This is a genomic window from Streptomyces poonensis (assembly GCF_014650915.1).
GTDB classification, from domain to species: domain Bacteria; phylum Actinomycetota; class Actinomycetes; order Streptomycetales; family Streptomycetaceae; genus Streptomyces; species Streptomyces poonensis.
In genome coordinates, this window is sequence record NZ_BMVW01000026.1 from 63,189 (window position 1) to 76,960 (window position 13,772).

7 protein-coding genes and 1 pseudogene are annotated in these 13,772 nt (G+C 68.8%); 5 read left to right on the top strand and 3 right to left on the bottom strand.

The genetic code is table 11. The features are described from left to right. Positions 1 to 348: 348 nt before the first annotated feature. Positions 349 to 7,920: a type I polyketide synthase gene (locus IE242_RS35695; protein ID WP_229859917.1), complete on the top strand. Its 7,572-nt coding sequence runs from the start codon at positions 349 to 351 to the stop codon at positions 7,918 to 7,920. Between the two features lie 430 nt (positions 7,921 to 8,350). On the opposite strand, the gene IE242_RS35700 is transcribed toward IE242_RS35695, so the two are convergent. Next, a complete protein-coding gene (locus IE242_RS35700) occupies positions 8,351 to 8,782 on the bottom strand; it encodes an SMI1/KNR4 family protein (RefSeq protein ID WP_189866935.1) in 432 nt (143 codons plus the stop codon). 63 nt (positions 8,783 to 8,845) lie between these two features. On the opposite strand from IE242_RS35700, the gene IE242_RS35705 reads away from it, so the two are divergent. Both IE242_RS35705 and IE242_RS35710 read left to right on the top strand, forming a co-directional pair. Beyond that, positions 8,846 to 10,138, top strand: coding sequence for an IS256 family transposase (locus tag IE242_RS35705; protein WP_229859919.1), 1,293 nt, complete (start codon positions 8,846 to 8,848; stop codon positions 10,136 to 10,138). A gap of 475 nt (positions 10,139 to 10,613) precedes the next feature. Then, positions 10,614 to 10,970, top strand: a complete 357-nt coding sequence (locus IE242_RS35710) for a hypothetical protein (protein WP_229859921.1) — start codon at positions 10,614 to 10,616, stop codon at positions 10,968 to 10,970. A gap of 8 nt (positions 10,971 to 10,978) precedes the next feature. On the opposite strand, the gene IE242_RS35715 is transcribed toward IE242_RS35710, so the two are convergent. Continuing rightward, positions 10,979 to 11,380: a hypothetical protein gene (locus tag IE242_RS35715; protein WP_189866939.1), complete on the bottom strand. Its 402-nt coding sequence runs from the start codon at positions 11,378 to 11,380 to the stop codon at positions 10,979 to 10,981. Then, a complete protein-coding gene (locus IE242_RS35720) occupies positions 11,377 to 12,225 on the bottom strand; it encodes an IS5 family transposase (protein WP_189866940.1) in 849 nt (282 codons plus the stop codon). The genes IE242_RS35715 and IE242_RS35720 overlap by 4 nt, the downstream gene beginning before the upstream one ends. 394 nt (positions 12,226 to 12,619) lie before the next feature. On the opposite strand from IE242_RS35720, the pseudogene IE242_RS39520 reads away from it, so the two are divergent. Then, positions 12,620 to 12,802: pseudogene (locus IE242_RS39520) on the top strand (hypothetical protein); the annotation flags it as partial. Positions 12,803 to 12,957: 155 nt separating this feature from the next. Beyond that, entirely contained in the window at positions 12,958 to 13,653 is a 696-nt protein-coding gene (locus IE242_RS35725; protein WP_189866942.1) for a LuxR C-terminal-related transcriptional regulator, read from the top strand. Positions 13,654 to 13,772 lie beyond the last annotated feature (119 nt).

Below are 13,772 nucleotides of genomic sequence, written 5' to 3' on the forward strand. Positions count from 1 at the left end.
GGGATGGCCTGCGCGTGGCAGCACGTGATGCTAGGGGCCGTCGGCGGACCGCGGCCGTGTCGGCGTGCGGAGTATGCGTCGCTCACGTCCCGCACGGCGCAGGGAGACCGGGCCACGACAAGGGGCAGGAGAAGTCCCACCCCCTCCGGGGAATCACCCATAAGGGTCACACTAAACAAGAGTCGCCATGTTGCGAATATAGGTGAATTCACCCAAGGGGTCGCCCAAGGGGGGGTGCGGCAGGGCAATTTAGTGGCTCTGCGCGACACCTCTGTGACCCTAAGGTGCGTGGGTGGTGCCGGCCGTCCTGGGCCGAGCGGAAAGAATGTTGCGAGGAAGGCCGTACCCGTGAACCTGGAACCAGCGCCCGTTTCCGCCGACGAACGGGCCATCGCCGTCGTGGGCGTGTCCTGCAGACTCCCCGGCGGGATCACGGACATGGACAGTCTGTGGAACGCCCTGCTGGAAGGCCGCGACCTCGTCACGGACATGCCCGAGGACCGCTTCGATCCGCACCGTTTCGTGGACACCGAGCTGCCCCGCGCCGGCAAGAGCTACACAGCCGCGGGCGGCTTCCTCGACGACATCGAGCGCTTCGACGCCGCCTACTTCGGCATCTCGCCCAAGGAAGCGGCCCACATGGACCCCCAGCACCGGATGCTCCTGGAGCTGACCACCGAGGCCTTGGACGACGCCGGTGTCGATCCCTCGGACCTCAAGGGCACCGATACCGCCGTCTATGTGGGCGTCTCCGACGCGTCCTACGGTGCGCTGCAGATGCTCGACCCACGCCGCATCGGCCCGTACACGATGTCCGGCGGCGCCTCCTCCATCGCCGCCAACCGGCTCTCCCACGCCTTCGACCTGCGGGGACCGAGCATGGCGATCGACACTGCCTGCTCCTCCTCGCTCGTCGCCCTGGACCGGGCCTGCCGCACACTGCGGGACGGCACGAGCCGCACGGCGCTGTGCGGCGGCGCCAACATCCTGCTCAGCCCGTACCACTACGTCGGCTTCTCACAGGCCGCGATGCTTTCGCGGCGAGGAAAGTGCGCTTCCTTCTCCGCAGACGCCGACGGTTTCGTGCGAGCCGAGGGCGGCGGCATGGTCCTGCTGAAGCGGCTGAGCGACGCCCTCGCCGACGGCGACCGGGTGCACGGCGTGATCCTCGGCACCGCGAGCAACTGCGACGGACACACCATGGGCCTGTCCCTGCCCAGCGCCGAGGCGCAGGAGCAGTTGCTGCGCCAGGTGTACGCGGACTCCGGCGTGCACCCCGACGAGCTCGTCTACTTCGAGGGACATGGCACCGGCACCGCCGTGGGGGACCCGATCGAGGCGAGGGCGATCGGCCAGGCGCTCGGCATCCGCCGCATCACCGGACCCCTGCCGCTCGGATCGGTCAAGACCAACGTGGGCCACCTGGAGCCCGCCTCCGGCATGGCCGGCCTGTGCAAGGCGCTGCTCGTCCTGCGGCACGGCACGGCTCCCGCCTCGTTGCACGCCGACGTACCGAACCCCGCCATCGACTTCACCGGTCTGGGGCTCGACCTCGTCACCGAGAACCGCCCCCTGGGACGTCCTGAACGGGCGGTCGTCGGGGTCAACTCCTTCGGTTTTGGCGGCGCCAACGCCCATGCCGTCATCGCCGCCGCCCCCAGCGAGGCGGCATCCGATACCCCGGAGCGGCCACGCGAGCTGCCCATCATGGTGACGGGACGCACCGCGGGAGCACTGCGCGAAGCGGCCTCCCAGATGGCCGACCGCCTGGCGACCGCGGACGAGGACGCCTTCTACGACATCGCCTACACCTCGTGCCTGCGCCGCGGGAAGCACGAACACCGCGCGGTGGTGCTCGCGCCCACCGCAGCGGAGGCCGCCGACCGGCTCGCCCGCGTCGCCGACGACCCTGCCGCCGCGGTCCACGCGGTCCGGCACGGACGGGTGGCGTTCGTCTTCGCCGGCAACGCCTCGCAGTGGGCGGGCATGGGCGCGGATCTACTCGCGCATGACGCCGTCTTCCGCGCCGCCGTCGAGGCCGTGGACGCCGAATTGGCGCCTCGTCTGGGCTGGTCGGTGGCGGACGAGCTGGCCCGGCCGGTGGACGAGGGGCGTCTGCGGGCAACCGAGGTCGCCCAACCGCTGCTGTTCGCCGTGCAGGTGGGTGTGGTCGCCGTACTGCGGGAGCGGGGTGTCGAACCTGCCATGGTTCTTGGTCACAGCGTCGGCGAGGTCGCCGCGGCGCACGCCGCCGGTGCGCTGACGCTCAGTCAGGCCGCGCTCGTGATTCACGAACGCAGTGCGATGCAGGCCGCCACCGCCGGAACGGGCCGGATGGCGGCCGTCGGCCTGGGCCGCAACGAAGCCGAGGAGGCGCTGCGCTCCTACGGGGACCGGCTGGAGGTGGCGGGCATCAACAGCGGCACGGACGTCACCGTCGCCGGGGACGCCGCCGCCCTGGCAGCGCTGGGTGAAGATTTGGCCGACCGCGGCGTCTTCTTCCACGACCTCGGCCTGGACTACGCCTTCCACAGCCGCACCATGGACGCGCAGCAGGCAGCGCTGACCGCCGCCCTCAAGGACCTGGAGGCGGGCCCCGCCACCATCCCCTTCTACTCCACCGTCACCGGGACCCGCACCCCCGGCGCCGACCTGGACGGCGACTACTGGTGGCGCAACGTCCGCGAGCCCGTCGTCTTCAGCGACACGGTCGAGGAGGCCATGGCCGACGGCGCCGACATCTTCCTGGAGATCGGCCCCCATCCCGTTCTGCGCGGCTACCTGCGCCGCATCGCCGGTACCCGCCCGTGGACGCCCACCGCCGTCCTGGCGAGCCTGCACCGAAACGGCGAGGGACCGCACGATCTGGCCACCGCCCACGCCAGGCTGCTCGCCGTCAACCCGGCCACCGGCCTCGAGCAGTACTTCCCCGTGCCCGGAAGGGTGGTCTCGCTGCCGGCCTACCCCTGGCAGCGCGAGCGGCACTGGAGCGGCACCAAGGAGTCATGGACCCCCGCCGGCCCCTACCAGCATCCCCTGCTGGGCGCCCGGCTCACCGCACCCACCCCGCTGTGGGCGGGCGCCGTCGAACCCGTCCTCGTACCGTGGCTGACCGACCACCGAGTGGCCGGATCCGTCGTCATGCCCGCCACCGGATACGTGGAGATGGCCCTGGCCGCCGGCCGAAGGACGCTCGGTGACGCCGTGGAGATGGAGCACCTGGAGATCAGCACTGCGCTGGTCATCCCCTGGGCAACTGCCTCCGACGTGCACATCCACGTCTCGCTCGATCCGGATGACGGCGTCGTGCGGGTCTGCAGCAGCGACGACCGGAGCGAGGAACCCCGCCCGCACGCCCGGGCCCGCGTCCGGCGCCTGGCCATCCCCCGGCCCGACCCCGCCCCCATCGGCGCCGACGCCGAAGCCGACAAACCAGCCCTGCGGCGCATCACCGCCGACGACCACTACAGCCGGTGCGCCGCCGCCGGGCTGAACTACGGACCGGCCTTCCAAGTGCTGACCGAACTGCACGTGGACGAGGACGGCGTCCTGGCCCACTACTCCTACGACCCGCCGGCCGCGTCCTACACCGTGCACCCGGCCCTCCTCGACGGAGCGCTCCAGGCCGGCATCCCTCTGCTCGCCGAGGAACTGGACCGGGGCGAGGCATACCTGCCCGCGCTCATCGCGGCGGTCCGCACCTGGGGCACCCCCGCACCCACCGGCACCATCCGCGTCGTCGAGCGCTCTCGGACCAATGGCGAGGTGTGCTGGGACATCACCGTCCGCGACCCCGACGGCAGGGTGACCGTCCAACTCGATGGCTGCCGTATGCGCCGCTTCAGCGCCGCCCAGCGCCCGCCGCTCACCGTCCACCACACGGTGCTGCGCGCCGCGCCCTGGCAGAGCGAGCCCCTCGCTCCGTCACCGATGCCCTCTCCCGAACAGGTGGCCGCCGGCTGCGCCGAGCCCCTCGCCCGACTGCGTGAAGCGTGGCGGGCGATGCGTTACGAGGACGGCGTGCCGTTCTTCACCGAGGACTACGCCGAACAGGTCGGCAACGTACTGGCCGATCTCCTCCCGCACGCCGGTCCCTGGACCATCCAGGACATGGTCCAGCACGGCTTGGACGAGCGGTACGTCAAATTCGTCGAGCTGCTCATGCCCGCCCTGTGCCGGCACGGCGCGGCCCGGCCCGCGCCGGACGGCCGGTACCACCTGCGCCGCACGGACACCGAGGTGTCCGACGTCATGCCGCGCGCTGCACTGCAGACGCCGGCGTTCGTCCACGAGCACGCACTGGCCGCCCAGCACCTGCGAAGCCTCCCCGAGGTGCTGCGCGGCCACCGCGACCCGATGGAGATGCTGACCGACGACGCCTCCGTCCGCACCCTTGAACAGTTCTACGACACCTCCCCTGTCTGCCGTTTCCACAACCGCATCGCCCGGGAAATGCTCCGCGAGATCGTGCGCGCATGGCCCGCCGACCGGCCGCTGCGCATCCTGGAAGTAGGGGCAGGTACCGGCGGTACCACAGCGGCGCTGCTGCCGCTGCTGCCCGCGGACCGCACCACGTACTGCTTCACCGACGCCTCGGCGTTCTTCTTCCCCCGGGCCCAGTCCCGCTTCGCGGCGCACGATTTCGTCGACTACCGCACGTTCGACCTCGACGTCGCCCCCGGCGAGCAAGGCTTCACACCGCACTCCTTCGATCTGGTGGTGGCCGGGAACGCCCTGCACACGGCGAAGGACCTGCGCACCGCTCTGCGCCACGTCGCCTCCCTGCTCACCGGCAACGGCGCGCTGCTCGCGGTGGAGAGCCACGACGTGGCGATCCTGACCCCGCTGTTCGGCACGCTCGACAGCTTCTACGGGCAGACCGACACCGACCTGCGCCCCCACTCGCTGCTTCTCGCCCGGCACAAGTGGCCCGAGCTGCTGCGCACGTGCGGATTCCCTGACGTGTTCCAGAGCGGTGACGACCGGGCGCCCGCGCGTGACCACTTCTCCGTGCTGCTGGCCCGCGCCGGGGCGACGTCGGCCGAGGCGCCGGACACCTCCCCGCCGACCATCTCCGAGGACCGGGAGGGCACTGTCTTCCTCACAGTCCCCGAAACCCCTCAGGCAGAGCCCCTCGCCGCCGCCCTCACCCAGGCCCTCACCGACAGCGGTGCCCAGGCGACGGCGCCGAGCCTCGCCGTCCGGGCACCCGAGGACTGGAAGCGGCTCCTGGGCCCCGCCGCCCAAGCGGCGGGCAAAAGCACGCTCGCCGTCACTTTGCTTCTCGGCACAGCCGACGAGGCCACGCCCACCGAGGTACTGGCCCGTGCCACGCGACGCGCAGAGACACTGCGCACCCTCGCCGCCGCCTGCGATGAACTGCCCGAGCACGTCCGCATCGAACTGTGGCTCGTGACGCAGCCGTGCGGGACCGCCGAAACAGCCGAGAGCACCGATCCCGCCGACGCCGTCCTGTGGGGTCTCGGCCGGTGTCTGGTCAACGAACTGCCGCACCTCAACTGCCGTCGGCTGTCCCTGCACCCGAGCGACGACACAGCCGCCGACGGCCGGCGACTCGGCCGTGAACTGCTGTCCCCCACCGACGAGGACGAGATCATCCTCACCCGGCAGGGCCGTTTCGTGCCGCGAACTGTGCCACGCCCCACCGCCGAACCCGCCACCGAAGCACTGTCGTACCAGCTGCGGGTACGCAAGCCCGGGTTGTCCTACCAGCTTGAGTGGCAGGAGAAGGAATGCCCGCGACCGGGGCCGGGAGAAGTATTGATCGAGGTACGGGCCGCCGCGTTGAACTACCGCGACATCATGCAGAGCGTGGGTCTGCTGCCTTCCGAAGCGATCGAGGACACGCCCACGCAGGACGGCTGCGGCCTGGAGTGCGCGGGTGTCGTCGTGGCCTGCGGCCCCGGTGCCACACGGTTCAAGCCCGGCGACCGCGTCGTCGGCCTCGCCCCCGCGTCCCTGGCCTCCCACACCGTGACCCGTGAACTGGGCCTGCTGCCACTGACCGGCACCATGACGTACACCGAGGCCGCCACCATGCCGGTGGCCCTCACCACCGTCCACTACGCCCTCAGCACTCTGGCCCGCCTCCAGCCGGGCGAGACCGTCCTCGTCCATGGCGCGGCGGGCGGCGTCGGGCTCGCCGCACTGCGCTACGCCTTCGAACGCGGGGCCCACATCATCGCCACCGCGGGCAGCGCACTGAAACGGGACTTTCTGCGCGCCCTGGGGATGCGGCACGTATTGGACTCGCGCTCCCTCGACTTCGCGGCGCACGTGGCCGCCCTCACCCAGGGCCGCGGCGTCGACGTGGTGTTGAACTCCCTGGCGGGCGAGGCCATCCCGCGCAGCCTCGAACTGCTCCGTTCCGGCGGCCGGTTCCTGGAACTGGGTAAGCGGGACATCTACGAGAACAAGCCGCTGCTGCTCAACCCGTTCAAGAACAACATCGCCTTCTTCGGCATCGACCTCACCAAGGTGCTCAACGAGCAAGCACAGATCGACTCCCTGCTGCGGGAAATGGACGAAGCCGCGGAAGTGAACGCCTGGCGGCCGCTGCCGCATGCCGTCTTCCCCGCGGCACGCGTCACCGAGGCGTTCACCCACCTGCAGCACTCGCGCCACATCGGAAAGGTCGTCGTCTCCTTCGACTCGCTGGACGAACCGCCCCAGGTGGTACGCCGGCCGCGGCCACCCCGCCTTGACGCCGACGGCACCTACCTGATCACCGGTGGCACCGGAGGATTCAGCGCGGCGAGCGCACAGTGGCTGGCCGGCCTCGGAGCCCGTCACGTGGCGCTCGTCAGCCGCCGCGGCACACTGGCCCCGGAGGCCGACACCGTCCTCGCCGGCCTGCGCGAACGGGGCGTCACCGCCACGGCCTACGCGGCCGACGCCGGTGACCTCGACGCCATGCGCGAGGTGATCGCGGACATCGACGCGGGCGGACACCCGCTGCGAGGCGTCGTCCACGGCGCGATGCACCTGGACGACGCGGAACTCCTCGCCTTGGACGCCGCACGCATGGCCGCGGTGATGGCGCCGAAGATCAGCGGTGCCGTCGTTCTGGACACCCTGACCCGTGACCGGGCGTGCGACCTCTTCCTCCTCTACTCCTCCGGCAGCGGCTACGTCGGAACGGTCACCCAGGCACCGTACGCGGCGGCCAACCTGTACCTGGAAGCGCTGGTACGCAGCCGTCGGCACAGCGGCAGCCCCGGGCTCGCCCTGGCCTGGGGCGCGATCAGCGACGCCGGCTACGTCGCACGGAACGACCTCGCCTCCTCCATGTCGGCCCTTGGCCTGCGGACCATGCGGCCGGACGAGGCATTCACCCAGGCAGAAAGCCTCCTTGACAGCGACTGCGAGACAGCGTTGGTCGCACGAGCGGACTGGGCCCGGCTCAGCCGGCTCCTCACACTGGTCAACACCCCCCGGCTGAGCAGTCTGGTGCCGGCCGGCGGCGCCGGCGGCGGGCAGAGCAAGGAGGAGCTGCTGCGCGAACTGGCACAGATGTCTCCCGAGGAGGCACTCACTTACCTTCAATCCCATCTCGTCGGCATGCTCGCCGAGGTGCTGCACATGGACGCCGAACAGATCGACCCGCACCAGCGCGTGGACACCTACGGGCTGGACTCCCTCATGGCCACACAACTCCTCGTCACCCTGCAGACCCGCTACGAGATCGAGATCCCGCCCATGGAACTGCTCCGCAGCGCCGACGGCACCCTCGCCGACATCGCCAAGCTCGTACACCTGCGCCTCGGCCTCGCCGGCAGCGTCACCGCCACGCCGGTCCTGCCCCCGCCCCGGGAGACCGGAACGTCTCCCAGTGCCGACGAGGTACCGGTACCGCGCCAGTCCGACGCCGATGAGGAAGCGCCCGCGGCCACTCACTGAAACCGCCAGACCGTCCTGCGCGCCGACACCGGCACGCAGGACGACCACCGAGCCGACCACACACCATGTCCCAGCTGATGGGGGCCGCCTGTCCGCACCGGCTGTCACCGCTTCCGCCCCGGACATCGCCGCCGGGGGTTGTGTCCCCAGCACTGCTCCGAGTTCCTGCGCTTGTTCACCGCCGAACAGTGCGGTCGGCACGTGTCACCGGTCGGCCGCAGGCGGCACGCGCCCGGCAAAGGGGACGGATGCCCCGGTCAGCCTGCCCACGGTGTGAGCGTCCGACGCAACGGACGGCAACTCGCTGCGCAGGACGGTGGACAGTTCGCCGGTATGGCCCGCGTGTGCCGCTGCTCCCTGCGGGTCACTTTCCGCTGTGGGTGCAGCTCTTCTGTAGGGACCGGTCGTCGTGCCGGTCCCCCTCACGGGATCAGTGCCAGACCAGGTGCCGGGTGCCGTCCGTCTCATGCACGTGTTCAGCCCGGATCTCCTGGCCGATCGCGGTCACCATGGGGCGTCCGGTCTCCAGGGACTTCACCGTCTCCGCGAACATCTCCGCCAGACTCTTCCAGCGCAGCACGCCCCACAGTTCCACGTCCTGGTCGATCTCCAGGACCGCACCCTCGGTCGGCCCCTCGCGGTGGTCGACGACCAGCTGCGTGCCCACCGAGGTACGGGACAGGGGTATCCATCGCACATGCGCCATCGCACCGACGACGAGCTCAGCGTTCCCGTCCTCCAGGCTCCAGGCCACCTCCCGCTCCATGTCCCGCTGCCCGAGCCGCATCCCCTCCGCGTCCAACGGGTAATGGCCGTCCGGCAGCAGCGCCCCCGGGCCGCCGGGCCGGGCCCAGGTCGACACTCCGTTGTGGTGGGAGGGACTGTAAATCGTTCGGTGTAACTCTCGATCATGGAGGATGCATCGATGACCAGTGAGAACGTGGCTGAGCAGGACGCTGTCGAGTCGGCAGCGGCTGTGTCGGCGAAGGCCGTGGACGACCAGCTGATCGACGAGCTGGTGAGCCGCGCCCAGGCCGAGGGCCTGCAGTTGACCGGCGAGGGCGGGCTGTTGCAGCAGCTGACCAAGCGGCTGCTGGAGTCCGCCCTGGAGGGCGAGATCACCGACCACCTCGGCTATGACAAGCATGATCCGGCGGGCAAGAACGGCGGCAACTCGCGCAACGGCACACGCTCCAAGACCGTGCTGACCGACGTGGGGCCGGTGGAGATCGTCGTGCCCCGCGACCGGGACGGCTCCTTCGAGCCGAAGATCGTCAAGAAGCGGCAGAAGCGCCTAACCGGGGTCGACGAGATGGTGATCTCGCTGGCCGCGAAGGGCCTGACCACCGGCGAGGTGCAGGCCCACCTGGCCGAGGTCTATGGCGCTGACGTCTCCCGCCAGACCATCTCCACCATCACCGACAAGGTGCTCGAGGGCATGGCCGAGTGGCAGAGCAGGCCCCTCGACACCGTCTATCCGGTCGTCTTCATCGACGCCATCCACGTGAAGATCCGCGACGGCGCGGTCGCCAACCGGCCGATCTATGTGGCCTTGGCCGTCACCGCCGAGGGCCGGCGGGAGATCCTGGGCCTGTGGGCCGGTGACGGCGGCGAGGGCGCCAAGCACTGGCTGCACATCCTCACCGAGATCAAGAACCGCGGCGTGAACGACGTCCTCATGCTGGTCTGCGACGGGCTCAAGGGCCTGCCCGAGGCGGTGGAGACCGCCTGGCCGCGGACCATCGTGCGGACCTGCGCGGTGCATCTGCTGCGGAACTCCTTCCGCTATGCCGCCCGCCAGGACTGGGACAAGATCGCCAAGCTTCTGAAGCCGGTCTACACGGCGCCGACCGAGGAGGCCGCTCTGGAGCGGTTCGCCGAGTTCGCCGACGCCTGGGGCCGGAAGTATCCGGCGATTGTGAAGCTGTGGGAGAACGCCTGGGAGGAGTTCACCCCGTTTCTGCGGTTCGACACCGAGATCCGCCGCATCGTCTGCACGACCAACGCGATCGAGTCGGTGAATGCCCGCATCCGCCGGGCGGTCAAGGCCCGTGGACACTTCCCCAACGAGCAGGCCGCCCTGAAGTGCGTCTACATGGCGATCATGTCCCTCGACCCCACGGGCAAGGGCCAGGCCCGCTGGACCATGCGCTGGAAGACCGCGCTGAACGCCTTCGACATCACCTTCGACGGCCGCCTGTCGGCAGCCCGCCAGTAGCCCCAACTACCCCAGTTACACCGCTCGTTTGACAGACTCCCTCGGTCTGCTGAAGAGCTCTCGGGCTCACGAACTACTGAGAGGTCGGCCCCTGCCAGCGGGCTGGCGACATGAAACCTGTGATGCCCCAGCTCCTGCCGGGCGGGACCGGTCTTTGACAAGAAATCGAGGCTCCGGAACTACCGAAGGTCTCCGACCGGCAGGGCGAGGGGCGAGGCGGAGCAGGTCTGACCACGGACTCCAGTCCGGAACGGAGGCAGGCTTCCACCTCGCACAGCGAGCCTTTGCATTTCTGCGCTCGAGCCCACCGATGAGCTATTACAGGGCGGTTCGTGAGCATTTGACCGTGTCTTGCCTTGAGGGCGCTCATCAGCGGTTACTTCGAAAGGCGCTGTCCGGTGGGGCCACAGGCGATACTCGTCTTGTGGACTGGTTGGAGCGAGCTCGGGCGGCGGAACAGCTTCAAGATTGGGACGTGGCGATCGCGCTGGTAAGCGCCCACGCCGAATGCTTCTCCGACGATCCAGACATGCACGACAACCATCTGTGGCACATGGATCTGCTGGCCCGAGCGGAACGGATTCCAGAACTTACGGAGCGCGCCCTCACGGATAACCACGCACGTCGAAGACTTAACAGATCGCTTCGAGAGCGGGGTATGGAGGCGGCGCTGCGTGACCGCGCCGAAGACGGCGACCGTGGCGCCCTGTACGTCCTTGTTCGACTGATGTGCGAGACGGGTCGGGTGCAAGAAGCCCAGAAGGTAGTTCAAGACATCGGCCCGGAGGACCAGTACGCACGCCAGATTGCGGCCAGAGATTGCTGGACATAGGTGTCCGGCTATGGCTTCCTCGCGAAGTTGCCGGTGTCGGCCTCGGTGAGGATGTCGAGTTTGACCAGGCGTTTCAGCTTGGCGCGGGTGCCTTCGACGTTCTTCGGCAGCAGTTCGTGGCCGAGGGCTTCGCAGACGTCCTTGGCCCGCAGCGGTCCGGTCGCGTGGTTGATGGCGGCAAGGATGCGGGGGTAGTCCGGGTGCTCGGGCAGGGCCGCAGGCACAACGGCCGGGAGCCGGTCGGCGAGGCCGGTGACGGTCTTGCGGGTGATCGCGAGGTGCTCCAGGTGCGTCTCGGCCTCCCGCAACTGGTTCTGCAGGTCGTCGATCTGTGCACGGAGGTCGTCGGCCGGGGCCCGGGCGGCGTCTTCCTGGAGGGCCAGGGCCTCGAGCAGAGGCTGGATGCTCACGTTGCCACCGCCTGCGCACCGCGCCAGGTGGGGGTGTTCGCGCTGGTGAGGCGTCGGGTCATGACGTGGGTCATCGCCCAGTAGACGCGTGAGGCGGAGGAGGAGGGGTGGTGCTCGTAGTCGCGGACCAGGCGCCGGTGCAGTATCAGGATCCCGTAGGTCTGCTCGACTCTCCACCGCTTGGGCTGCGGCACGAACCCTTTGACCTGCGGGTCGCGTGCGACGATCTCGACGTCGACGCCCAGGTCGGCGCCGTGCATGACGACCTGATTCTTGAAGCCCTGGTCGACCAGGGCTTTGCGGACGGTGCCGCTGGCGTGCTCGGTGACTCGGTCCAGCAGGGCGATGCCCGCGGCGTTGTCATGGGTGTTCGCGGCGAGGACGACGGCCGCGATGACCAGGCCGAGGACGTCCACGGCCAGTCCGCGCTTGCGGCCGGGCACCCGCTTGGCCGGATCGTGACCGCTCGTGGTGGCGGGGACCCCGGCGGCCACGTGGACACTCTGGGTGTCCAGGACCACCAGGGTCGGTTCCTTTAATCGCCGGGCGCGCTCACGGACCTGACAGCGCAGGAGTTCATGGATCACCTGGTCGGTGCCGTCGTCCCGCCAGGCGGCGAAGTAGTAGTAGGTCGCGCTCTTCTGCGGCAGGTCGTGCGGGAGGTAGGAGCACTGGCAGCCGGTCCGGCCCTGGTAGAGGATCGCGTTCACGATCTCCCGCATGTCGTAGGCGCCCTGGTGGCCGCTGACCGAGCAGTGCCGGTTCTTCCACGCGGTGATCACCGGCTCGATCAACGACCACTGCTCGTCCGATAAGTCACTTGGGTACGGCTTGCGTTCACTCACCCGGTCACACCACCAGATCAACAACCGCGGACCAGCCGATTCCGCCCAGCCGCCACACCATCAGGCGACAGCAGACCCACCCAAAGAATCACAAACCGCCCACTGAAGCCTCACGTGCCAATTACCAGACGTCTAGCATCAGGGGGGAGCTGCAGAGACTGTTAGTGCACACCTTTCCTGGTTCAGTAGCGAAACAGTCATTGATTAGCGGCCCGAAGCGGGCTGTCAATCAACCCGTCAGAGGCTGAACTGGGCGTCATGAAATCCGGACAAGGTAGCCCGTATGGCTTGATGAACAGTAAGATCCGCCTCTCCGGATCATGGAAGGACCAGCCACCTAGCTGAACGGCCGGCGCCCCACCGCACCGGCTTAGGGCTTGCCGAAAAATAACTGGTGGCCTCCAACTCCGGAGTACGTCCTAGTGGTGAGGGGGTACCGGAGGGGATCGAGGCCGTCCTGGCCGCGGAGTTCGAATCGTTGTTGCCGCACCTGGACGAGCGTCGGTGCCGGATGGCGTTCACCAGCAACCAGACCTCGACCACTTCTGCCCAACGTGCGGCAGTCGGATCGGGTGGCCGCACGGCTCCTCGCCTTCCTGGCGGCCAGGGTGCTGCACCACACCGACAGGCGGCTATCCGATACCGCCGAGACAAGGTACCGATCCGCCTCTGCAGACCCGTGCCGTCCTACGTTTCCCCGCGAATGCGTCAAAAAGAAAGGATCCGATTTCCATGACGCTCACTCCCCACACGACCCTCATGAACCGCGCACAGATCACTGGCCCGAACGGTTCTCCGGAGCCGGCCGCAGCTGCCGCCCACGGGCTCGGCTGGGTCGGAGCCTACGTCGCTTGTCTGGACCGGTTCCTCACCATCCAGCAGGTCAACCAGGAGTTCGACCACCGCTTCGGCGGACCGGCGACCCAGCTGTGCGGCAAGCACTTCTGCGATCTAGTTCACCCTGGCGTCCAGCAGCCCCTAATGCGGCAGTTCTTACGGATGTTGGAGGGCAAGCGGCAGCGCTTCGTAACTGAGGTCATCATGGTCGGCCAGGATCACACCGCCTCCAGGCTCCCTCTGAGTGCCATGGCCGTTCGCGGCGGCCACATCCCCGACGTGGAGGCAATTCTTGTATCCATGCCCGCCGCGGAGAAGAAGGCTCAGGATACCGTGGTGATGGCGCCGCGCGAGCAGATACTCAGTGAGATCGAGGCCCGGATTCTGGAGGGCATAGCCGCCGGAGTCTCAACGATCCCCCTCGCCTCCCGCCTGTACCTAAGCCGTCAGGGCGTCGAGTACCACGTCACCGGACTGCTGCGCAAGCTCAAGGTTCCCAACCGCGCCGCCCTCGTTTCCCGCACCTACTCCATGGGTGTCCTCAAGGTCGGCACCTGGCCGCCGAAGGTTGTGGAAGGCTTCATCAAATAAGGCGTACACGGTGTTCCCCAACCGACGGCATCGGCTGTCTGGGGGAGTGTCTAAGCTTGTTCTTTAACCTCTGGCCTCGAACAGGGCGTCGTACGACGTCACTCACCTGGAGATTCGCC

Bases quoted from the DNA above. Each gene is read 5' to 3' on its own strand.
- IE242_RS35725 (WP_189866942.1), top strand. From the start codon at position 12,958: ATGACGCTCACTCCCCACACGACCCTCATGAACCGCGCACAGATCACT.
- IE242_RS35705 (WP_229859919.1), top strand. From the start codon at position 8,846: ATGACCAGTGAGAACGTGGCTGAGCAGGACGCTGTCGAGTCGGCAGCG.